Annotated in this window: 23 protein-coding genes, 3 pseudogenes and 1 other annotated feature; of the genes and pseudogenes, 13 read left to right on the top strand and 13 right to left on the bottom strand. The window is 57.4% G+C overall.

Going from position 1 to position 21,881, the window contains the following annotated elements; all coding sequences use genetic code 11:
• Positions 1–116: 116 nt before the first annotated feature.
• From L0976_RS27430 to L0976_RS27420, 3 genes and pseudogenes are all read right to left on the bottom strand, one after another.
• Positions 117–868, bottom strand: a pseudogene (locus tag L0976_RS27430) (IS3 family transposase); the annotation flags it as partial.
• Positions 468–584 (bottom strand) — a sequence feature (AL1L pseudoknot). Its footprint overlaps the pseudogene before it by 117 nt.
• On the bottom strand, positions 834–1,700 hold the full coding sequence (locus tag L0976_RS27425; RefSeq protein ID WP_234190409.1) for a type II glyceraldehyde-3-phosphate dehydrogenase: 867 nt from the start codon (positions 1,698–1,700) through the stop codon (positions 834–836). The gene L0976_RS27425 and the pseudogene L0976_RS27430, both read right to left, overlap by 35 nt.
• Positions 1,701–1,777: 77 nt before the next feature.
• The gene (locus L0976_RS27420) at positions 1,778–2,437 is read right to left on the bottom strand and encodes an isoprenylcysteine carboxylmethyltransferase family protein (protein ID WP_080843338.1); all 660 of its coding nucleotides are present in this window, start codon (positions 2,435–2,437) and stop codon (positions 1,778–1,780) included.
• Positions 2,438–2,466: 29 nt separating this feature from the next.
• On the opposite strand from L0976_RS27420, the gene L0976_RS28830 reads away from it, so the two are divergent.
• A complete protein-coding gene (locus L0976_RS28830) occupies positions 2,467–2,967 on the top strand; it encodes a metal-sensitive transcriptional regulator (protein ID WP_370643879.1) in 501 nt (166 codons plus the stop codon).
• Positions 2,968–3,072: 105 nt separating this feature from the next.
• Here the strand turns inward: L0976_RS28830 and tcmP are convergent.
• Positions 3,073–3,711 (bottom strand): annotated as a pseudogene (gene tcmP, locus L0976_RS27410) (three-Cys-motif partner protein TcmP); the annotation flags it as partial.
• Between the two features lie 22 nt (positions 3,712–3,733).
• Positions 3,734–4,336, bottom strand: coding sequence for a phage Gp37/Gp68 family protein (locus tag L0976_RS27405; protein ID WP_370643878.1), 603 nt, complete (start codon positions 4,334–4,336; stop codon positions 3,734–3,736).
• Between L0976_RS27405 and L0976_RS27400 the strand changes: the two genes are divergently transcribed.
• Complete coding sequence (locus L0976_RS27400; protein ID WP_207591908.1) at positions 4,335–5,048, top strand: IS6 family transposase; 714 nt, start codon at positions 4,335–4,337, stop codon at positions 5,046–5,048. The genes L0976_RS27405 and L0976_RS27400 overlap by 2 nt on opposite strands.
• Positions 5,049–5,138: 90 nt before the next feature.
• Here L0976_RS27400 and L0976_RS27395 read toward each other — a convergent pair whose 3' ends face one another.
• Entirely contained in the window at positions 5,139–5,609 is a 471-nt protein-coding gene (locus L0976_RS27395; protein WP_112828944.1) for a DUF305 domain-containing protein, read from the bottom strand.
• Between the two features lie 362 nt (positions 5,610–5,971).
• Positions 5,972–6,847 (bottom strand): HAMP domain-containing sensor histidine kinase, encoded by an 876-nt coding sequence (locus L0976_RS27390; protein ID WP_234190407.1) that lies wholly within the window; start codon positions 6,845–6,847, stop codon positions 5,972–5,974.
• Here L0976_RS27390 and L0976_RS27385 point away from each other — a divergent pair.
• The 3 genes from L0976_RS27385 to L0976_RS27375 all read left to right on the top strand — a co-directional run bounded on the left by L0976_RS27385 (position 6,828) and on the right by L0976_RS27375 (position 8,806).
• Complete coding sequence (locus L0976_RS27385; protein WP_234190405.1) at positions 6,828–7,238, top strand: hypothetical protein; 411 nt, start codon at positions 6,828–6,830, stop codon at positions 7,236–7,238. The genes L0976_RS27390 and L0976_RS27385 overlap by 20 nt on opposite strands.
• A gap of 63 nt (positions 7,239–7,301) precedes the next feature.
• Positions 7,302–7,619, top strand: a complete 318-nt coding sequence (locus tag L0976_RS27380) for a hypothetical protein (protein WP_234190403.1) — start codon at positions 7,302–7,304, stop codon at positions 7,617–7,619.
• Between the two features lie 389 nt (positions 7,620–8,008).
• The gene (locus tag L0976_RS27375; protein ID WP_234190401.1) at positions 8,009–8,806 is read left to right on the top strand and encodes a metallophosphoesterase; all 798 of its coding nucleotides are present in this window, start codon (positions 8,009–8,011) and stop codon (positions 8,804–8,806) included.
• Positions 8,807–8,967: 161 nt separating this feature from the next.
• Here the strand turns inward: L0976_RS27375 and L0976_RS27370 are convergent, their stop codons facing one another.
• From L0976_RS27370 to L0976_RS27360, 3 genes are all read right to left on the bottom strand, one after another.
• Positions 8,968–9,444 (bottom strand): hypothetical protein, encoded by a 477-nt coding sequence (locus L0976_RS27370; protein ID WP_234190393.1) that lies wholly within the window; start codon positions 9,442–9,444, stop codon positions 8,968–8,970.
• A 172-nt stretch (positions 9,445–9,616) separates the two neighbouring features.
• Entirely contained in the window at positions 9,617–10,465 is an 849-nt protein-coding gene (locus L0976_RS27365; protein ID WP_234190384.1) for a hypothetical protein, read from the bottom strand.
• A 53-nt stretch (positions 10,466–10,518) separates the two neighbouring features.
• Complete coding sequence (locus tag L0976_RS27360; RefSeq protein ID WP_234190382.1) at positions 10,519–11,433, bottom strand: site-specific DNA-methyltransferase; 915 nt, start codon at positions 11,431–11,433, stop codon at positions 10,519–10,521.
• A 381-nt stretch (positions 11,434–11,814) separates the two neighbouring features.
• On the opposite strand from L0976_RS27360, the gene L0976_RS27355 reads away from it, so the two are divergent.
• On the top strand, positions 11,815–12,516 hold the full coding sequence (locus tag L0976_RS27355) for a hypothetical protein (RefSeq protein WP_234190380.1): 702 nt from the start codon (positions 11,815–11,817) through the stop codon (positions 12,514–12,516).
• A 448-nt stretch (positions 12,517–12,964) separates the two neighbouring features.
• Here the strand turns inward: L0976_RS27355 and L0976_RS27350 are convergent, their stop codons facing one another.
• Positions 12,965–13,261, bottom strand: a complete 297-nt coding sequence (locus L0976_RS27350) for a WGR domain-containing protein (protein WP_234190378.1) — start codon at positions 13,259–13,261, stop codon at positions 12,965–12,967.
• A 791-nt stretch (positions 13,262–14,052) separates the two neighbouring features.
• Between L0976_RS27350 and repA the strand changes: the two genes are divergently transcribed.
• From repA to repC, 3 genes are all read left to right on the top strand, one after another.
• Complete coding sequence (gene repA / locus L0976_RS27345; protein ID WP_234190376.1) at positions 14,053–15,270, top strand: plasmid partitioning protein RepA; 1,218 nt, start codon at positions 14,053–14,055, stop codon at positions 15,268–15,270.
• Positions 15,267–16,244: a plasmid partitioning protein RepB gene (gene repB / locus L0976_RS27340; protein WP_234190373.1), complete on the top strand. Its 978-nt coding sequence runs from the start codon at positions 15,267–15,269 to the stop codon at positions 16,242–16,244. Before repA ends, repB begins: the two co-directional genes overlap by 4 nt.
• A gap of 215 nt (positions 16,245–16,459) precedes the next feature.
• Positions 16,460–17,674 carry a plasmid replication protein RepC gene (gene repC, locus L0976_RS27335; protein ID WP_234190371.1) on the top strand — a complete coding sequence of 405 codons (1,215 nt, stop codon included), beginning with the start codon at positions 16,460–16,462 and terminating at the stop codon, positions 17,672–17,674.
• Between the two features lie 172 nt (positions 17,675–17,846).
• Here repC and L0976_RS27330 read toward each other — a convergent pair whose 3' ends face one another.
• Positions 17,847–18,068 (bottom strand): hypothetical protein, encoded by a 222-nt coding sequence (locus tag L0976_RS27330; protein ID WP_133037099.1) that lies wholly within the window; start codon positions 18,066–18,068, stop codon positions 17,847–17,849.
• A 627-nt stretch (positions 18,069–18,695) separates the two neighbouring features.
• Between L0976_RS27330 and L0976_RS27325 the strand changes: the two genes are divergently transcribed.
• The 4 genes and pseudogenes from L0976_RS27325 to L0976_RS27310 all read left to right on the top strand — a co-directional run bounded on the left by L0976_RS27325 (position 18,696) and on the right by L0976_RS27310 (position 20,485).
• The gene (locus L0976_RS27325; RefSeq protein WP_234190369.1) at positions 18,696–18,959 is read left to right on the top strand and encodes a hypothetical protein; all 264 of its coding nucleotides are present in this window, start codon (positions 18,696–18,698) and stop codon (positions 18,957–18,959) included.
• Positions 18,959–19,651, top strand: a complete 693-nt coding sequence (locus tag L0976_RS27320) for a nucleotidyl transferase AbiEii/AbiGii toxin family protein (RefSeq protein ID WP_234190367.1) — start codon at positions 18,959–18,961, stop codon at positions 19,649–19,651. The genes L0976_RS27325 and L0976_RS27320 overlap by 1 nt, the downstream gene beginning before the upstream one ends.
• A 137-nt stretch (positions 19,652–19,788) precedes the next feature.
• Positions 19,789–20,067, top strand: a complete 279-nt coding sequence (locus L0976_RS27315) for a type II toxin-antitoxin system Phd/YefM family antitoxin (protein ID WP_133037107.1) — start codon at positions 19,789–19,791, stop codon at positions 20,065–20,067.
• Positions 20,054–20,485, top strand: a pseudogene (locus L0976_RS27310) (plasmid maintenance toxin (PemK-like)). Before L0976_RS27315 ends, L0976_RS27310 begins: the two are co-directional and overlap by 14 nt.
• A gap of 147 nt (positions 20,486–20,632) precedes the next feature.
• Here the strand turns inward: L0976_RS27310 and L0976_RS27305 are convergent.
• Positions 20,633–21,766, bottom strand: coding sequence for a tyrosine-type recombinase/integrase (locus L0976_RS27305; RefSeq protein ID WP_234190365.1), 1,134 nt, complete (start codon positions 21,764–21,766; stop codon positions 20,633–20,635).
• Positions 21,767–21,881 lie beyond the last annotated feature (115 nt).

The raw sequence follows: 21,881 nt of genomic DNA, 5'->3' as shown, positions 1-21,881 counted from the left end.
GACAGCAGGTCACCGCCGCTTGGGCTCATGCCCCCTTACAGCAGAGGGCAGGCAAATACTCACATCCTCCTTTCTCTTTTGCATTCCAGTCATATGCCTCCCCGACTGGGGCGAGGCGCACCGTAGGTGAAATCCGAGAGCCAGAGCTTGTTCGGAGCCGGCGCGTGGAAGACCCGATTCACATGGTCAAGCGGGCACGGCGCGGCCTTGTCCTGCACCGTCGTGCGGATCGGCTTGCCACGAACAACACCGTGAAGGCCGAGATCGGCCATCAGCCGCTCGACCGTGCAGCGCGCGACATTGAAGCCCTCCCGCACCATCTGCCGCCAGACCTTCCTCGCGCCATAGACCTCGAAGTTCTCGGCGAAGACGCGTTCGATCGCCGGTTTGAGCTCCAGGTCCCGCTTCGCCCGCGCCGACAGCTTCGCGGGATCAGTGCGCTTGGCGACATGATCGTGGTACGTCGATGGGGCGATCGGCAGCACCTTGCAGATCGGCTCGACCCCATGCGCCTCGCGGTGATCGTCAATGAACGCAATCATCGTTTGAATGGGCGGTCGAGCTCCGCCTGGGCAAAATAAGCGCTCGCCTTGCGCAGGATCTCATTGGCCTGCCGGAGCTCGCGGTTCTCCCGCTCAAGAGCCTTTATCTTCTCGGCCGTGTCCGTCGGCAAGCCGGCCCTCCTGCCGGCATCGATCTCGGCCCTCTTTACCCAATCCAGTAGAGTGTGCGCCGAACAGCCGATCTTGGCGGAGATCGACTGGCAGGCAGTCCAGCGGGAGGAATGATCAGCTTCGTGATCCAACACCATCCGCACGGCACGCTCGCGCACCTCAGGGGAAAACTTGTTCGTCGTTTTGCTCGTCATGGCTCCATCCTATTTGGAAGTTGGAGCCTCCGGCAAACCCGGGGCGGTTCAGGCCGTCGGCCGTTCGTACCAGAGCTATCCGGGACGACGCGCGGAATGCGTCAAGGACTTCCTCCTTCTCCGCATTTCGCGTGAGCTGCACCGACCAGTAGTGCAGATGTGCAATTGTCTCCGGCACCTTCACGGCCATGGTCACGACATCCAGATCCGGGTCGACTTTCTGGGCATCTGGACCCTGATGGCTAGGTATCTCGGGCTCGGGAACGAGCGTATTCATTATGCCGCCAAGGTGGCTTTCCCAAGGGTCCGTTGCCCGTCTCAGCAAGGTGCCGCGAGCGCGCTTCAGCAGACCTGCCTGCTTCAGAGCGGTCAGCGTTCGGACGATAGACGTGGTGTTGCACGACACGACGCGGGTCGCATCACGTCCGACCGCACTGGCGAAGGAGCTTTCGGCGACAAAGGAATGGCCTGTGACCGAATGCTTTTCGCCGCCATGGACAATGAACTTGATGCGGCGAGATTTGTAACGCTCGACGTTTGCTGCGGCGACGTGCTTCGGAGTGCAATCGACAACGATGTCGGCTTTGTCAAGGAGATGATCGAGCGTGCCAGAAACCTCAAACCCCGCGTCCTTCAGGCTGAGAACAGCTTCTTCCGAGGCACCGTACAGGGTGACGTCCTTTTGGCTGAGGGTTCGCAAACGCCAGTCGCCGACGACATCGCACACACCTGCGAGCTCCATGTCCTCTTGTCGAAGCACCGCGTCCACGACACGTTTGCCAATAACGCCGAAACCGTTCACCGCGACGCGAACAGAAGTTCTATGTGTCATTTTGCTCTACCTTTTTCGTGATCTAGCGCCGTCGCGTCCTTCAGCAATGGCGGAAGGTGGATAGGTCAGGCCGGCAATTAGGGGCGTGCTTTATCGGCCGGCGGGCCAAGAAAGCGAGGGATGAAGCCGGGGACATCCCGCATGTACCGCTCATATTCGCCGCCATGCTCCGCAATTGCCTGCCGCTCCTCAAAACGAGCGAGGCGCCAGTACATGACGACCAGGAAAGGAAACATTCCCAGGGTCAGCAGTGTGGGCCATTGCAGGAGAAAGCCGAACAGGACGAGCACGAAGCCGGCGTACTGCGGATGACGAATCCAAGCATATGGCCCGCTCGTGGCAAGTATCCGAGTGCGCTGAGCTTCATACAGCACCTTCCAGGCGGCCGAGATGAGAACGAATCCCCCGCCGATGAAGACAAAGCTCGCTATGTGGAACGGTCCGAAATGTGGATTGGAGCGCCAGCCAAAAAGTTCTTCCAGAAGATGCCCGGCATCGTGCGAGAACCAATCGATGCCGGGATAGCGCGACTGCAGCCAGCCCGAGACGAGAAATATCGTCAAGGGAAACCCGTACATCTCGGCGAATAGCGCGACGATGAAGGCGCTAAAGGCCCCGAACGATCGCCAATCGCGGGTTGTCGAGGGTTTGAAGAATGAAAATGCGAAGAAAATGAAGACCGCTGAGTTGAGAATTACCAATGACCAAAGGCCGTATGCAGGAACCTCGCTATCCATGGTGCAGTCTCCGGGGGTGATGCGTATAGATGTGGCGTCCAGGCGATTTGCTGTTGATCCCAGCATGCGCTGCCGAGCACCGTGAATCTTTGATGTGGATTAAGTTCTGGCTCGGCCCCAAAGCTCCCGTCCGTGATCTCGTATGCGTGGGCACGCGCTGCTGGTGGTCAAGAGTTCGAGACAGAAGTTGCACGCCCTTCGGAACCGACCAGCGTTTCGAGAGTTCAGTACCCATACCATGTAGGGGTATTGGCATGTGCGACAAAGACAGGAGCAGTATTCTGACCTCTCTTAACCGAATTGCCGGACAGGTCCGCGGCGTCGGTCAGATGGTGGAGGATGAGCGTTATTGCATCGAAATCCTTCATCAGCTTCATGCAGTAAAAGCCGCTCTCTCGAAGGTCGAAACTCAAGTGCTGAAGGCCCATGCGGCTTGTTGCGTTGAAGAAGCGATCATCTCGGGCAATGCGGAGGTTCAGCGACGAAAGTTTGATGAATTGGTCGACGTTTTCGCGAAGGCCAAGCTCTAGGCGTGCAAGCGATGTACGGGTTCGGAGTAAGCACGCCGGGCCATATCGCATGACAACGTCGTTCCGGGACGTGATGTCGGTGCCCTTGATACCAAGGTAATCAAGCCGCTTCGTTAGCTGGTCCGGCTGGTCCTTCTTGAGGAAGGCCAACAAAGAGCTGATCATGAAGGTGTAGAAAATCTCCGCCGATGCATACGAGCGCATGATGTCAATAATCGTTTCGCGATTGACGTGACTGTCACCGCACTGGTCGAGATTAAACAGGACATTTTTATATCGGCCCTGTTCAAGAAGGCCCTTGATCCGGGGATAGGCGACTTCAAAGAACTCGTTGAGGTATTCGACGCGCAGATGCAGCCTCGGGCACGTTGCGGCGATGTCAGCCTGCATCGGCGCGACATGCCCCTTCAGAAGCTCGACGGCATCAAGGCTGGCGTCGTTGAAGATCAGCAGGCATTCGACCTCAATCATGCCCAGGCCCTGCACCGTGCGATGAGTGTTTACTGCTTCCACTGCGCGCTTCAATTCTTCGATGAAGATCAACGGCGAGCCAGGGGAGCCGCATTGGTAGCGGCCACCGCCTGCGAAACCGTCGACGATAGCAAGCCGAAAGCGTTCGCGCTGGGGAAGCTTGCAGCGAACAGTCAGATAGTCGAAGACGTATTCACGCAGGATCTTATGCTTGCGTTTGGAGTGGTCTTCAAGTTTTGCGCCATCCGGCCCTTCGTACTGTTTCCTCGTCATTTCGCCCCCAAGTCCCCTGTTCTTATGCGGCCGGCTGAGGCGCTATCGGCATCTCATCCCAAGTTCGGCCTCGATACTCGCGTCCGTTTGCCTTTTTTGACCGCTTTTTGTTGTCCTTGCCCCATGTACCCCACTGCTTGAAGAAGAACGCCGTCCCTGCCGTTTGGCAATTGGTGTAGATTTCATCGATCCATTCTTCACGGATGGGACGAGCGGATTTCCCACTTTCACCGCCCACGATTGCCCAATGGATTTCACTGAGGTCGATGGTGCCGACGGCGTCGATCAGAGGCTCGAATGATATGAAGCGGATCGCAGCAGGCGCTTTCCGCAGATGCTCGATCCGTTCGGCTACAGCAGCGTTTTCGATGCTGGTCCCAAGCCACACGTTGGGCAGAACCTCGCCTATCTTGCTGGCCACCAGATCGGCCATTCTCTCTGGCCGTTTCGTGAGTATCTGATAGTTGTGGTGCGGCGTCTCACGCATGATTTGCCATACATCGCGAATGAAGTCGTCGCTGACCTGTTCGTGGAACAGATCGCTCATGGAATTGACGAAGATCTTGCGCGGGGGTGGCGTCGCCTTAACCGCCTGTTTTAGCCGACTTGATATTCGGATTGTCATGACCGAATTCCCTGCCGCCCACTTCAGACGCCACCGCTTTCCTGCCGAGATCATCACCCATGCGGTCTGGCTGTATTTCCGATTTCCGCTCAGTTTACGCGACGTCGAAGATCTGTTGGCCGAGCGCGGCATCAACGTCTCATTCCAGACCGTCTCGGAATGGGCGGCGAAATTTGGCTTGAAGTTCGCCAATCAGCTCCGACGCCGCTCACGAGGCCAGTTTGCCGACAAGTGGCAGCTCGATGAGATGGTGGTGACGATCAAGGGAAAGAAATACTGGCTGTGGCGCGCCGTCGATGCCAACGGCTACGTTCTCGACGCCCTCTTGCAAAGCCGAAGGAACAAGGCAGCAGCCTTGCGTCTGATGCGCAAACTGCTCAAGGGTCAAGGTATCGCCCCGCGCGAGATGCTGACCGACAAGCTGCGTTCCTATTCGGCTGCGAAGGCGGATTTGATGCCGAAGGTCGAACATCGCTCGCACAAGGGATTGAACAACCAGGCTGAAAATTCCCATCTTGCTGTGCGACGACGAGAGCGGCGCATGATGCGCTTCAAGTCCGCGCGGCAATGTCAGCGTTTCGTCTCCACTCACGGCCAGATCGCCAATCTCTTCCTTCTTCACCGCAAAGACTTGACCGCCGCAGACCATCGCCAGCTTCGCACTCACGCCATCTCGACCTGGCGGGAAATCGCTTTGTCGATTGATGCGTGAAGTTCAGGTCGAAGAGACTACCGCATCCCAAACTCGGTTAAGGCGACGCCACCCCTGGAGCTTATTCGTCGGGCAGCTAAACGGCACTGGTCAGTCGACGTTCGGCGCAGCCCCCGGGCCGCCTTCAAGCTCTTGGATAAGAGCCTTCATCTCAGCAATTTCTCGCTTTTGAGCCTCAATGATGCCGTCGGCAAGTTTTCGGACTCTTGGATCCACAATCTTTGCTCGGTCAGAAGTCAAGATTGCGATGGAGTGGTGTGGTATCATCGCCTTCATGTAATCCACATCGTCAACCGTCACCTGGCTGCGAAGGAGGTACAGCGACCCCGCAAAAACCACGGCGCTTACGGCGAAAATTGCTATGTTGGCGCGCCGATTACTATACATTCCGAGCATGAATAACAACATGATGACCGCCATGCTTGCTCCCATGTAGAGAGCCGCAAACGACCTTGTTTCGCTGAAAAATAGGTGGTCTGCAGAGAATGTGTTAAGATACATCAGGCCAAACATGACCACCGTCGAGACGGTGATCATTGCAAAGAATCGCTTGTAGGACATTCATCAACCTCTTGGATACGACACGATACCTGAGAAACAACTCTCCCATGGGGGAAGGTTCCTGCTGCAAGAAAAAAAAGTCGATCATCAGGTTAAGAGGCAGGTTCTTGGTGGCATGAGAGGCGGCCGATGAATAGGAATTGTAATGGTACGGGCGGATACCCCATTCGATTAGTGCATAGATAATGTACGAATTACCAGTATGAGCCCGAAAAAGAGGAATAGCAAGACTGCAATAAAGGTCAGAGACCGTCTTGCTCGCCGAACGACTATCGGTCGAAGACTGCGTCTCATGCGTCTGCTATAAGAATTCATAAGCATAACCCTAAGAAATAGGTTTCCTCTCGGACGCGTCAGTTCTTTCAATCTGTATCAACGCTTGTGAAAGTGATACCTACTTTTAGTCCGTGTGGGCAGTGAACAATTTGTGGTCGCGCGCCATGAAGCTCTGCGATTGCTTTGACCATACTGAGACCCAGCCCAGAGCCGGATGTGGTCCTGCTTTTCTCAAGACGATAAAATCGCTCAAAGACCTTTTCATGCTCTTCCTCGGGTATACCCGGGCCATCATCGGAGACGGTTAGGCGGATTGTATCCGCTTCACGCTGAACTTCCAACGAGATCGTGGTACCAGCTGGGGTGTGTCTCAGCGAATTTGTCAGTAGATTTGCTAGCAATTGCCGTATAAGCGCCGGATCACCGAGTATAAAGCAGTCAGCTTCCTCGACGATAATTGAAAGGCTGTAGCCAGATTCGATAGCAATAGCCTCGTAGGCCTCGTAGAGTTCAAGCGCCAGGGCTTTAAGATCGAAGTAGATAAAATTTGTAGTGCGATTGCGAGCTTCGATCTGCGCTATTCGAAGAAGCGCGTCGAAAGTGTTGGCAATAGACTGTAGCTCAGAGAGTGCCAGGTCAATACCTGCCTTTATCTCTTGAGTGTTGGTGAGCTGCAGGGCATCGTTAAGAACTAGAAAAGTACGAGCGATGGGGGTTCTCAGATCGTGCGCGACATCTGTGGTGACCTGCTTCATGGCGAGAACGCTTGCCTCGAGACGAGCCAGTGCCACGTTCACTTCTGTCGACAGCACATCAATGTCGTCCATCCGGGTCGAGACAGGAAGCCGCTTGGAGAGCTCGCCATGCCCTACTTCGTGAGCTGTGCGGCAAAGTGTGGAAATTCTTTTGCGATTAATATAAGCCAGCAGAGCAGCGCCAGGAATGCCTACTGCGACGATCATCGCAGTTGCACCTGCTGCTGCATCGAATCCCGCCGACAATCCACGCTTTGACGATCACACGGTTACGGTGTCACTGGCGAAGAGATGGACCTGGACGATCTCGCCGTCCGAAGCTCTCCTGTGGTTCTTCGGATCCCGAGAGCAACTGCACACAGCCCTTGGCAACGAGGACGAGCGTGCGATCGGCACTGTCTGTCTCGCGATGCGCATGATGAAGCTGGCCGCCGCCGACTACGAAATTCTCGCTGGCAGGGATCTGGCTGCGGAAGCGGCGATCGACGCGGCTTTCGAGAACCGGGCGATCAATGCCGGTTGCTGGAGGCGGGACGGTGAGACCGTCTGGCAGGACTTTGCCGAGCTGTTTTTCAATTTCGATGACGATGAAGCATGACGGTCCTCGCGACCGCCATCCCGACCTTATTCATCAATCTCGCATCGAGAAGGAACATGGAAAATGAAAACAGCAGCCTATATCGCGAACACAGAGGTCCTATGCTGCGCATCAACGCTGATTGCAACACTTGCCGAAGCCTCACCCGAGACGTCGCTGACGAAGGCGGCGCGTTCCTTGCAAGGGGATGGTGAGCCTGATGACCCGGAGGTTCTGGAGCATTGGATCGTGTCAGGCTGCCTGGCGGAAAAGCTCATCGAAAGCGACGAAATTGTCGATACCGATTTCGCCGGCCTCAGCGTCTGGGGCCGGCGCACAGCAGGTCAGCCTATCGAAAGCGACGACGTCATCGTTGCAAACGCAAAGAAGACCCGGGCGTGAACGGGTCGAGCCGTTCGCCGACCTGAGTTCAGGTATCGGAAGCGGCTGGATATGACCTCTGAGAGCGATGCCGGGACGGTTGTCTCTCTCATCATGCCGCGGTGATCCGCGCATGCACATCGTCGGAGCGGAGCCGCTTCAACTCCGCCCCGCCATCCATCCTGCAGGTCCGCCACGGTGGCTACAGGATACATCCGGCCGATACGGAAGCTCTCGGTCCGGTACGGGAGGCTATACACCAACAACGTGGGAACCTCCATCGGTCCTCGTCCTCGGACCAGGATGAAATTCTCCTGCCCTCCCCTGTCCAGAAAATTTCGCCGGCCGGCTTGCCGGAGGCCGTCGAGCCCGGAATAAGCCTTGTCGCAGACCACAAGACAGGTGCCAGAATGAAAGCCGCCGTATTTTCCGACCTCCACCTCGACTACAGCCTGGAGCCTGATTTCGCGATCGAGGTCGCCGACGATGTCGACGTCATCGTGATCGCCGGCGACGTCACCGCACCGGTAGCCAAAAGTGCCCGCTGGGCGTACCGGATGTATGGCAGCCGCGGAAAGCGCGTCGTGATGGTGCCGGGTAACCACGAACATTACGGTCAGGTCTATGAGGACAGCATCGGCGATATCCCCGAGCTGGAAAATGTCTTCATGCTGGAGAACCGCGATGTCGTCATCGACGGAGTCCGCTTCCTCGGCTGCTGCCTGTGGACGGATTTCGAGCTCTATGGCAATCCGATCCAGGCAATGGGTGCTGCGGCGCTGTTCATGAACGACTATCGCACCATCGCGTCGCGCTGGCCGGAAGGGACCCCGCGAAGATTCCTGCCGGCAATCACCGTCGATATTCATCGCACGAGCCGGGAATGGCTTGATGAGACGCTTGCCCTGCCCTTCGACGGGCCGACGGTCGTCGTGACGCATACATGCCCGCACGATCTGTCGGTCGCCGATGAGTATAAGGGAGACCGGCTGACACCGGCGTTCGTGTCGGATCTCTCGGATATGATCCAGCGCCACCAGCCCGATGTCTGGATTCATGGGCATACCCACGCGAACTTCGACTATGTCGTGCCGGAAACAAAGACGCGCGTGGTGTGCAACCCGCGGGGCTATGTGAGGGACGGGTTCAATCGGCGCGATGTCGAGAACATGGCCTTCGATCCGACCAAGACGATCGTCATTGGTTGAGGTTTCCGCCGCCTCGCACCTCGGCGGTCGCGATCACGTCTCCGGCGGACGGCAAGACCGCATACCATCGGTCTTGCCGTCGAATCCGCGGAGTCATAAATCATCGGGCTAAGGGGCGCGCTCCTGAAAACAGAGCGAAGCCGGATGGCCCGGCGGCCGTATCATTCGTCATCAGGGATGAAGCTATTCTCGCCATTGTAGATATAGCCGGTGCCTTCGAAGAGGTTGGATATTGCGTCCTCGACACGCGCAAAATCGTCTTCAAAGGTCATGAACTGACTTGCTCTCCTGTGGACTTTGAGACAGTTCCGAATACCTTCAAGAACGTACTCTTCGTGTCCCTCGTTACCAATGCAGCTTCGGCCGACGTTCATTTCGTCCACGGCCTCCCAGTATGCAGCCTCGAGTTCATCGACGTGTTCCACTTCTATCGCCTGCCCGGAGTTGGTCAGGATGAAACGCCACGGGGTTTCGCGAATGGCCGCAGCGATCCCGGAAACCTCGCGGCCGGCGGTAATCCATGCCTGACAGGCGCTGACGAATTCGGCCCGGCGTTCGATGTCGAGCGCGAGTTCACGCAGGCGGATGGGGTCGATATCTGATGGCTTGATCTTGCTTGCTTCGAGGGCGATTAGCATGGGTGTCCTTCGGTGTTCTGGATTGATTTGATTAGTGGTCCCGGGCGATGGGAGCCGGAGAATTCGGGTGCCTGTCCAGGTCGTGAAAGCGGGCCATCGGGTTTCGGCGTCGAGAGTTGGGCCGGCCAGCCTACGCCCCTCCCTCCCCCGGCATTCAGAAAGCTCTGCGGATTCATGCCGGCTCGAGATCGGCCTCGGATGCAGAAAGACCAACTGCCCAATTCGCGTCGCTGAGGTCGGTGTGGCGGCCGGTATCGAGCGCCTCCTGCAAGGCATCGTGGACAGCCGGAAGCTGCCAGCCACTGAAAGCAGGATCGAACGCTCGCAGAGCGCTGTAGCGTGAACGGCGAACGTGATGGCGCCCGTTCTTGGTGTCGGCGAATTCCAGTTCGCGGCCGTGATCGTCACCGTTCCAGTACTCGAACCGGAGCAGAATCTCGTCATCTGTCTTTTCGACGATGTCTACCTGTCCGATTTGAACGACCGGGTGGACGAGGAGTGCCGGTGAGAAGAACGGGCTCCAGTCCCTGCCCGCGAACAGTTCGTCCAGATTCCCAAGCATGTCGATCTTTGCCTTCGGATCGTATACCAGGACATCGCTGACGGCCTGCCGGTATTCCAGCGCCCGCTCGCGGATGAGACCGTGCCAGCGCTCATCGTCGATCAGGTCTTGCGCCGCATATCTGAGTAGACCTTCGATGCTGCCCATCGTCTCGTAGACATCATACGCTTCGATTTCGAGGTGATCCGGCTCCGAGGGTGCCGGGACCGGTTGCCGTGCGCCGTAGCGATTGATCAGGAGATCGGAGGTGACCTCGTCCGGATCAACATCCAGCTCGAAGCCGTAAAAGTCCTTACGGCCGTCCTGAAACGGACGTGCGCCGAGAATCGTGCGGCTGTTGCCGAGACGCCGGGACAGGTTCGGGAGCGCCTGCCCGATTGCGATGGCAAACGTCGGTCCCTCGGTTTCGACGTCCACGTCGTCATAGGGTGCGGACAAGAGGAATTTGTGATGGTTCATGGATGCTTCCGTTTCCAGAATTGTTTGCGACCGACCGTTCCGCCTGGTCGTGATTACACCGCGTGACCGGCCAGCCGCTGTGCGGCCATCCGGACGTAGCTTTCCTCGCGTTCCACGAGAATTGACTTGCGGCCAAGGCGATTGCACACGGCTCCCACCGTGCCGGAGCCGGCGAACGGATCGAGCACGACGTTGTCCGGGGCGGTCAGGGACAGGACGAGCCGATCGATCAGCCCCTCGGGAAACTGGCACGGATGATCGAGCTTTTCCGGATGATTGTGTTTGACGTTCGAGATGTCCCAGACGTCCCCCGGGTTCTTCCCCTTCGGGTTTCCGCTCAACTCACCCTTCCTCGGCCCCTTGTAGTAGCGCTTGCCCGGATATTTCTGCGGAACGCGGATCGCGTCGAGATCGAAGGTGTAGTCGTCGGACTTCGTGGCCCACACGATTGTCTCGTGCCGTCCCGATAGCCGTTTCGAGCAGTGCAGGCCGTGGCCAAAGGACCAGACCACGCGATTGCGGACCTTCATCCCGAGGCTGCGGAAGATCGGAATGATCAGGCTGTCGATCGGGATGACCTCTCCTTTGTACACGTAGTTTCCGACCTGCCAGGACATCGCTCCGTGCGGACCGAGAAGACGATGGCATTCGCCGATGATCTGCTCGAGGAACGCGACATAGTGCGTCAGGGGCGTGCGGGTCTCGTAGGACTTCCCGATGTTGTAGGGAGGGCTCGTCACGATGAGATCGACGCTCCCGGCCGGCAGATTTGGCAGAATGTCCGCAGCATCACCACGATGGAGTTCGCATGCGCCGACACGGATCGGGCAAGTATCAGCTCGCGGGCGTTCGACAGAGGGCGCCGTGCCGGAGACAATGCGATCCGTCCCTTCGGAATGAAGTGTGCTCCAGAGAATGGTGAAGAGATCGGTCTGCGTCGGCTGGCGTTCAAGAATGCAGTCGTTCATTGGGGGGCTTTCATCGCTCGTTGTAGGTAAAGCGTTGCCCGAGGTGAAATGGACGTCAACGTCTTGTAAGAAAGAAATATTGCGACAATCATGGAGGGTTGCACGGTGAGAAGGTCGCTAAATTCTGCCGGTAATCCAAGATATTCTTTGTTGACTGCCCTTCCACGGTCAATGAATCTGAATGTCGCGCTAAAGTTATCTTGAATCCTCGTATGACATTCGACATTACAGACAGAAGGTACCTTTGGGTTTTGGAATTAACTTCTGTAATATTAAAATTATTTCTTGAATGTTCATGGCATGCGCGACATACTTTCCATATGTTCGCCAAAGGAAGCTACTTCTTTGCCGAGGAATGACGAAAATTCAGGGCTTTGAAACATGAAATTCAATTTTCTATCGAGGAGCATTAAGGTGAGAGACCCGCGTTACTCCGCTTCTTGCGCCAGCCAGATCCAGGCGGATTGGCTCGTTGCCATTGCAAATATCCGCGTCGTTGCCGATGCGGACCAGGGAGGAGACAAGGTCCGTGCCGCGGTGGATGCCGCGTGGGATGGAATTCTCGCGGACTGTCGGAAATACGGCCTCGATATCTCCGGGCCGGCATTCTCCGATGACGTCGAGCAGGTGCTTTCCGGAACCGGCTATAACTATACGCGTCGCGATTTCAGCGTTTTCAAGCTCGCGGATGTTATCAAGATCCGGCACGCGAGGCTCGACGGCATATCGGGTAATCGCTGCGTGCGCTTCGTCATCGGGGCGCAAGCCTATGACGGGCCGTTTGCGACTGCCGAGGTTCTGCGACGGATCGATAACTGTGGACGGTTCATTTCCAGAGACGATGGCGACGACGCATGGCTGAAGGAAATCGCTTCCCTCGCCGACAAGCTTGATGCCTGTGCGCATGAGGTCACAGTGACAGTGCTGGACAAACTGGCCGGTATCGTTGCGCGGCTGAGGTCATCAGGCGATCCGGGAGAACATCGGCGAAAAGTTCAACGCCATCCTGGAAAGCTTGTCGGAGCGCAGGGTCGTCCGTCGCGCGGGCAACAGCACCATGCGCTGCACAGCGGAGGGGTGTGAAGTGAATTCGATGAGCGAGTATCTGCCCGCGCTCGATGAAGATGGAGCATTTCTCGACGTCGAGTACTCGCCGTCGGCTTCGCAGCGGAGGAGGTTGGTCACAGCCCGTCGCCACAGGGGCCAACAGATGTCGCGGACATGTGCGGCTTCTGATAAAGCCACCGGCCAGGCTTTCCGGGCGTTCTACAGGCAGTCGAGGCTTTCAAAGCTCGCGGCTCCATGGCTGCGATGATAACCTATGGTGCCGGATGGGACTATGAACTCTTCCTAAGTCCGAAATACGAAGTGTCGCCGTTCGGCTTCTAGGGGACGGGTACAGGTCGTTATGGCGCCTTGTTACCCGGCATGTCAGGCAGTAAGAAGAACACTGCCTGACGATGCTTTCTGTTCGCCGGGATTTTAGGTTGGAACCGGAATGGCTCCTCCCCTACCCTCCCTTCGCCGCTGGTCATGGCATCTTGTTTGAAGGCCGCCTGTCGTCAGCGACGCGTCCTTTCGGCCGGTAGCCGCGTCCACGTTTTTGTCGCAGAAGTTCGAGAAACAGTTGCACCGCCTCATCCTCGCTCTCGAACAGATGCGCCTTCATCTGGCCGCCCGTGCCGATGCGCCCCCAGCGCCGCGTCAGGCATGTATCGCCGTATAACGTCGCTTCGATCGACATCGCGTAGAATCGGGCGACATTCCTGGTCGGATCGGTGCGTTCGACATAAAGCTGGTAGGGTTGTGCGAGCATGGACGCCAGCATCGCCAATCCTCCGGCGCTCGTCCAACGAGAGATATGAATCGGTCGGCCCCGACCGATTCATTTCAGTGATACATCCTGTTCGCGAGCCGTGGATATCGGCCTCGTCACGAAGGCCGCACCCCGCAAAGAGTCATCGTGGAGCACTGTGGCAACCGCATAGTTACTACATTGCACAAGAAATGCTCGCTATCCGATGAAAATGAGAGCGTCCTACAGGCAGCTGATGCTCATTGCGGTTATCCTCCCAGTACCTGCCGCCGCAGCTGTTCCCCTCTGGAGGTTATAGATCTCCACACTTCATGGGCCGCGGGTTTCCAACGGCCCCTTTTTTGTCTCGCGCTCTTCTCCCTGAGGCTTGGAGGTGTGGATGGCTCGAGGCGGTGAGGCGGCCGGAAAGATCAGGACTTTGTGACATACACCAGACGTTTGCGATTGCGCCGGTGTTACAGATTGAGCTTGTGTGTTGTCGCGTAAGGCCGACGGGAATCGGGAGCCACGCGTACAGAATTGAAACCCGCAGACGTGTCTGCTTTGGGTGTTCGGCCGGCGTAAGTTAGGTTTTACAGTTCCTAGTTCGAGGGCCGATTCTCTCCAGATTCGTTTTCCACTCGCTTTGACCCCTTTGATTCAGTGGAGGATTGTCAGCTGACAATCTTCATAAGTATTGGAAAATAAATAGGAAATTTCCTCGACCGCAATCGCTGTTTTGCGTTAACCAAAAAAACCTTGACCACAACGCGCTTTCCGGGATCATTTGCGGAAACTTCAACAACTTATTGGAATTTCCGCGAATGGCGACGAAAGCCGCGACGAAGGATCAACAAAGCAAAGAAGGAGCTTTCTCGATCGACAAGGCGATTGAGCGTGACTCTGCTACGCTCAGTGGCCAGCTTCAGGTTCTTTTCGAGAAGCTCTTTTCCCCAGACGCGAAGAAAGTACTTCGTCGCTTCAGCAGTAAGGAGGCTGCGAAGCTGCTGGGTATCACTGATAGCTATGTGCGGCATATCGCTTCACAAGAAGACGCGGTTACCTCGGAACGAACGCTAGGTGGGCGGCTGACGTTCTCGCTGGAAGAGATAAATACTATTCGGCAAATTCGGGGTCGTACGAAGCCCACTTATCTTCCTGGTCGTCGCGAAGGCGATCATCTCCAGATAATAGCGGTAACGAATTTCAAGGGAGGGTCAGGCAAGACGACGACAGCTATCCATCTCGCCCAGTACCTTGCATTGCGAGGCTATCGTGTTCTGGCCGTTGACCTTGACCCACAGGCATCGATGTCTGCGATGCTCGGATATCAGCCGGAATTTGACGTGGGTGACAATGAAACGCTCTATGGCGCTATTCGCTATGATGGTGAACGACGGGCGGTTAGGGAGGTCGTAAGGCAGACCTATTTTCCGGGATTGGATCTCATTCCGGGTAATCTTGAACTCCACGAGTTCGAGCATGATACTCCCCACGCTCTCGCGACGCGTTCCGTGGCCGATACCGACATGTTCTTCATGCGCGTGGGAAATGCGTTGACCGGATTGCAGGAGCACTATGACGTCGTTGTCATCGACTGCCCGCCCACTCTAGGCTTCCTCACGCTTTCAGCGCTTTGTGCGGCAACTTCGGTCTTGATCACGGTTCATCCGCAGATGCTCGACATCGCGTCAATGAACCAGTTTCTCGCGATGACCTCCAATCTGCTTTCCGTGGTAAGGGAAGCTGGGGGAAGTCTTGAGTACGATTGGATGCGGTATCTAATTACGCGATACGAACCAAATGACGGCCCGCAGGCTCAAATCGTGGCGTTTCTGCGCAGCCTCTTCGACGAGCGAGTGTTGACTTCAATGATGGTTAAGTCGACTGCGGTGTCCGATGCCGGCCTTTCGAAGCAGACAATCTATGAAGCCGGACGAGAGACAATTCACCGTCAGACCTATGATCGTGCAGTGGAGGCGATGGATGGTGTGAATGGTGAGGTGGAAGCTTTAATTCAAAAATCGTGGGGCAGGACATGAAGGGCCGCGACATCCTCAAGAGCATGGTATCAGCGGGGCAAGCTGCTGGAGAAGCGCCGGCTGTTTCAGTATCGCAAAAGCCGGCAGGTGCCGTTCGTGCGATGAACCTGTCGCTCAATCGACTGAATGACGAGGCGGCTGCCGCTAAAGTTTTGCGCGACGCGCTCGCGTCGGGGGATAAAGTTGTCGAACTCGATCCGGACTTGATCGAAAACTCATTTATCCAAGATCGAATACCGGTGGAACTTGACCCAGAGCTAGAGAAGCTGAAGACCGCCATTGAGGAGTCTGGTCAGCAAGTCCCTATATTGGTGCGCCCTCATCCAACTAAGGTCAATTGCTATCAGTCGGTGTTCGGCCATCGGCGCAGGCGGGTCGCAAAGCTGCTCGGCCGCCGGGTCAAAGCCATCGTTCGTGAAATGACAGATGAAGAGGTCATCCTTGCACAGGGGCAGGAGAATGGCCCCCGTGTTGACTTGAGCTTCATTGAGCGGGCGTTGTTCGCCAGGCGAATGCACGAGCATGGATTTGATCGTGACACTATCGCAAAAGCACTATCCGTCGATAAGCCGGAAATATCTCGACTTCTTCAGGTTGCGGATGCCGTTAAGCCCGAGTTGATCTTGGCTGTTGGCCCCGCCTTTAAGGTCGGTAGACCTCGGTGGCTGGCTTTCGCGGATGGCCTGAAAGATACCGATGCGGCAAAGCGTGTCGATAAAGAGCTCACCTCCGCTGAGTTTGCTAAAGTAGATTCGAACGCACGGTTTGAACGCTTGTGGAAGGCACTCGCTGGCCGCAGTGAAAAGAAGACCAATGCTGTCCAAGTTCTGCGTGGTCAAAAAGGGCTTCCGCTTGCATCCATCGAGCGAGGCACGAGAGGGACAAAAATCACGGTAACCTCAGAACCATTCGCAGCTTTCCTCTCTGATAAATTGGCCGATCTTGTTGCTGCGTTTGAGAGAGAAAAAATTTAGAGAATTCAATCAACTGAGAGAATTGTCAGCTGACAATTTCTTGCAAGCTGGAGTGTAACCTACAAAAGAAAAAGGCCCCCAAAACGTCGCCGTCGTGGAAGCCCCTTCTTATGTTGTAGCAAACAAAGAATCGCATTTCCACGAATCGCAGTCAAGAGTCTTTGGCACCGTTTTTGGTGAGCGGATTTCTTTTGCCTTCTGAAAGGTGAAGGAAAATGCAGATCGGGAATGTGACGACGCCCTTCGGGCGGCGGCCGATGTCTCTTGCTCTCGTGAAAGGGCAGGTGAGGGCGGCTGAAATCGAGAGCGGCAAGACCGCCGATAAATGGAAAGTCTTCCGGGACGTCTGCGAAGCCAAGAGCGTACTCGGCCTCGGGGATCGCGCTATCACGGTTCTGGATGCGCTTCTCACTTTCTACCCGCATAGCGAATTGGCGGAGGGGCAGAGCCTCGTGGTTTTCCCTTCGAACGCTCAGCTGTCAGTCCGCGCACACGGGATTGCCGGCACGACGCTTCGTCGCCATTTGGCGGCGCTCGTGGATGCCGGCCTTATCCATCGTCACGACAGCCCGAACGGGAAACGCTACGCACACAGAACCAAGTCCGGCGAGATCGAGAAAGCGTTCGGCTTCAGCCTGGCGCCGCTTCTGGTCCGTGTAGAGGAGCTCGCTCATCTGGCACAGCAGGTTGCCGAGGAGCGGCGTCTGTTCAAGCGCGCTAAGGAGGCCCTCTCGATTTGCCGCCGTGACGTTCGCAAGCTGATCAAAGCGGCGATCGAAGAAGGAGCTAACGGTGACTGGGAAGAGATTGAAGCGATGTATGTCGACCTTGGCACTCGCCCCCCCCGCACTCCGAGCCGGGTTGAAACGGAGGCTGTGCTCGAGGAAATGACGATGTTGCGGGATGAGATCGTCAACATCCTGGAAATGCAGCTAAATTCACAAAAAACAGATGGCAATGATGTTCAAAATGGTTGCCACATACAGAATTCAAAACCCGAATCCAGCAATGAACTTGAACCTAGCTCTGAAAACGAGCAGGGCGCCGAGCCGAGCCAGAAACCGAAGCGGATCACCGAGCCGTTGAAGGCATATCCGTTGAGCATGGTGCTGAAGGCTTGCCCACAGATACTGGATTACGTGCCGGGCGGGGGTCAGATCAGGGGTTGGCGCGATGTGATGGCGGCCGCGGTGGTCGTACGATCGATGCTTGGCGTCAGTCCGTCGGCCTACCAGGAAGCCTGCGAGGTGCTTGGGCCGGAAAATGCCGCCGTCGCCATTGCCTGCATCCTCGAGCGCGCCGAGCACATCAATTCGGCCGGCGGCTATCTGCGCGATTTGACGAGAAAGGCGGCGAGGGGTGAATTCAGCCTCGGGCCGATGCTGATGGCCGCAATGAGGGCGAACGGCACGGACAGAAAGTCCGCGTGACGGTCGTGGGGGCGGGGGACAGCGGCATAGCCTATTGCCAGCGGTATCGCGTGAAGCGGTTGATTGCTATGGGATCTGGCGACGATTCTCGGGTGCGTCGTGGCTCTCATCCGGGCGGATGCCTCGATGAATATGGCGTTATTCCAAGATGCCGGCTGTTACCCAGGAGCGTTCAGTCCTGGGGCAAGAGACCGTCGAATACTTCCAGTAGGGCATCGACGATGGCCTGGCCAAGCGCATTGGCTGTCTCGGCAATTTCCGCGTCACCCTGATCGCGCGCGGCAAGCGCCAGATTACCGCCTTGCTCGGCGACGATGGCTTTCGCCCGTTCAACGGCCCACTGGGCGAAGTCGCCACGGTTCGATATCGTCATCATTTCGGTTTGCTCGGTCATTTACGGTTTCTTTCAAGATTGGCGGCAAGGTCGAAGTGCGCGGTTTGTATTGCGTCCGCGCGTGTCTTACGCCGTCAGCGCTTCAACGCGTATTGAATTTTCGACCCGAAGCAAGCTTCCTTCTTGAAAGAGGGTGCAGCGCAACATAAATTATGTTCGGTCAGGATTGCCATCCTCCTCCCAGGTGATTCTGCGGCGCTGACAGCGTTCCTCCTCCCAAGTTGTCAGCAGGAATAGAAGCCCGGTGCACCTCCTCCCGCACCGGGCTTTTGCATTCAATAGCCGTGGGCGTTCTGACCATCCCGATGGATTTTGCTGATAAGCGCCAGGAGGGGAGGGGTCTACCAACGGATGGCGGCTTGGATGAGATTGATGGGCAATCGCAGCGGCGATGCTAACAAGGGTCGAGAAAGACCCGCTTGCCACGGAACAAACGGCCTCGTTTTCCAGAGGTTGACTGCAAGGGCGCCGATTGCTTGGGAGCATCTCTACTGGATCATTGCATAAAGGCCTCGAAACATCTTCCCTTATATCGCAGACCGGAAAACGACCGACGACAGATAGAACCCCAAGGCAGATCGCGGAAAACTTGCGAAAACGGTCGGAATTCCTTATGTTAGAGACACTATGAGCAAGAACCTTGTGTCAGTCCTGACGACGGTGAACGCACCCTACAGCAATCAGCTGGACGGCGCGATGCTGGCGCATTGCCTTTCGGATCTTGAGCTTGCCAAGGTATTTTCTGGCCAGGTCAGTTCTTTCTTCGGCGAGGTGCCGCTCGATCAGCAGACCGAGTTTGCTGCGGAGTTCGGTATTGCAGTCGATGATCTGAAGATGCTTGCCTCCGATTTCTCGGCGTGGTCCGGCGAGAGCTACCATCTTGCCGCCTGATGGTTGAGGCACACAACCAGCGACCGTCGGAGTGGCGGCGGCTCTTTTCTATCGCTTGTGATCTGCTGGATCAAGTCAGGGGCCAAACCGGCGGCTACCCGTTTCAGTGGTCTTTAGGCGGTGGCACCGCGATGATGATCCGGATTGGTCACCGGGAAAGCCATGACATCGATATTTTCCTGGATGACAGCCAGATCCTGGGATTTCTCGACCCCGCAAAAGCCGACCTGCGTTTCAGGGAGGTTCCGGCATCTTACGGCGGGGACGGCGCGCGGTTTCAGAAATTTGCCTTCGAGGACATTGGTGAGATCGACTTCATCGCTGCGGGGCCGCTCACAAGTACACCCTTTGAAGTCTGCGAGATCGAAGGACGCGACGTCAATCTTGAAACCATCCCTGAGATCATCACGAAGAAAATCTACTACCGCGGGAGCGAGGCCAAGCCGCGTGATATTTTTGACCTCGCCGCAGCGGCGGCGCAAGAGCGCACTGATGTCATCTCCGCGTTACAGGCCTTCCCTGAGCAGGCTGGCAAGACGCAAGATCGGGTCGCCAAGCTCAATCCCGAGTTTGTCAGCGCGACGATAAGCCAGCTCATGATTCTGCCCGCGTACACCTACCTCGCCGCCGACAGCCTTTCTATCGCCCAGGCGGTACTGAGTGAGGTGCTGTCTTCGTCAGAAGGCGGCTGAAGTAAGGCGTCGCTCGATGGTCGAGACACTGATGGCCTTGCATCCTGCGCCGTCCGACAGTCGGCAAGCCGGCCGGCCGCACAGCAATCTTGCAAGCCTTCCGTAAAATCCGTATATTCCGTAAAAAGGAGTTTGCTATGACCTCCACTGTTACGGCCGCTGCGGTCTCGAAGAATTTTGGCGCCTATCAGGATGCCGCCGTCCGCGATCCGGTGATCATCACCAAGAACGGTCGGCCGCGCACGGTGCTGATCGCCTATGAGGACTACCTGCGACTGACGAAACGCGACCGGCGCGTCGAGCTGACCGCTACACTTGGGGATGACGATCTCGCGGCCATCGAAGCCTCCGCAATGGAGGGGGATCTCGATCATCTCAACGCTGAGCTTCTGACGGGAAAACATGCTGCCGACTGAAACGAAGGTCGGCTGGGTCTTTCGCTATTCCTATCTTTGGCACTGGCAACTCCTCGAGGGTCGCGAGGAGGGGGACAAGGATCGCCCGGCACTGGTGCTGGCGATCGTCGCGCATCTTGAGGATGGCAGACCGGCGGTGAGGGTGCTGCCGATCACCCACAGCCCACCATCCGATGCTGAAGACGCGATCGAGATCCCGCCGGCGACCAAGCGACGCCTCGGGCTCGACGACGAGCGTTCCTGGATTGTGTTGACCTAAAGCAACCGGTTCGTCTGGCCGGGTCCGGACATGCGGCCGGTCGACAGCGATACAGGATATTTCGGGCCGCTGCCGCCGGCATTGTTTGCCGAGGTCAAGCGACGGTTTGTCGGGCTGGCCCGTGCGCAACGGCATCGCGCCACGGCGCGCAGTGAATGACCGAACCGGCTTTCTGCTCCTCCACTGGCTATCTCGAAGATCGTGGCGGACGTCGCGGGCAAGAAGGTTGATCTTTCCAGCATCGCAGAGCGTTCCCGACACGGTTCCAAGGTTTGAGCAGGTCCACTGACAGGGGAGGGGGGAAGTCTATAGCCCTGCTGCTTTCGTCAAGTTGACCCTGAACCTGTCGCGTCGGCGCTGGTAGCGCCGCGTCATCTCCGCCGAGGCATGGCCGAGTTGCTTCTGGACATGTCGCTCGTCGACCTCGGCCGAGGAGGCGAGGCCGGCGCGCAACGAATGCCCGGCGAATTTTTGCCCGCGCTCGGCCTCGGACAGATCGCCGCGCACGCCGGCGGCGAGTGCTGTCTTCTTGACGAGGCGCGCCACCTCCTGGTCGTTCAGCCGGTCCGGCCCGACGTCCTTGCCTTTCCCGGTCACGCGGCGGAAGAGGGGACCCCGGACGATCCTGGCGAACTTGATCCAGTTTTCGAGTGCGGCGACTGGGCAGGTGGCGTCCGAGGAGCCGCGGCCGATCTCCACCTCGCGCCAACCGGTTTTCCCGCGCAATGTCACGAGTGTGCCCTTGTCAAAAATCTCGATCCAGCCGCGGCCGTCTTCCGTTTGCTCGCGGCCGAGGTCGAGGCCGGTGATTTCGGAGCGGCGCAGGCCGCCGGCAAAGCCGATCAGCAGCATCGCCCGGTCCCTGATGCCGCGCAGGCTCCCCCGGTCGAGCGTCTCGAGCATGGCGATGAGGTCCTCGGGCAGGATCGCCTCCTTCTGCCGCGGCGGCGCCGCGTGCCGGTTGCGGATACCGGCCATCACGGTGGCGATGGCGCGGTCCTTGCGATCGAGTTTTTGCTCGCCGCGCTGGGCATAGTTCCAGCCGAGGGCGGCAAGACGGCGCTCGATGGTCGAGACGCTGTTAGGCTTGCTGCCACGCTCTGCTGAACCGGACGCGCAGGCCGTGATGTAGAGGCCGACAACGTGCGGATCCGGGGGGAGGGGGGAGAGGTTTTGCCGCCGGCACCAGGCGGAAAAGTGTTTCCAGTCGGAGGCATAGGCCTTTCGCGTGTTGGCGGAACTGGCGGCCTCGACGTAGCCGCGGGCGCGTTCGGTGAGATCCTGCAGGTGGGCCGGCAGGCCGGCGTTCGCCGGAAGAGGGGAGGCGGGCGCTGCGGCGACGGCGATGGAAACGCCCTCGGCCGCCGGCGTGTCGTGCGGCGGCGCGGAGCTGTCCTGAGGGGCAAATTTGGTGTTTTCGTCGACGATTCGGGTTGTCATTCATAGTTCACTGGCGGACGGTAAGCTTCTGATATAGGGCGAATCATACTCGCAGTTGATGACCGGATTTTAGTCGAATTGGCGGATTTTTCGCGATAATTCGGCGGACGAACTT

The organism is Shinella sp. NM-101, assembly GCF_021401195.1.
Lineage (GTDB): Bacteria > Pseudomonadota > Alphaproteobacteria > Rhizobiales > Rhizobiaceae > Shinella.
This window is presented reverse-complemented; position numbering and strand designations above follow the sequence as displayed.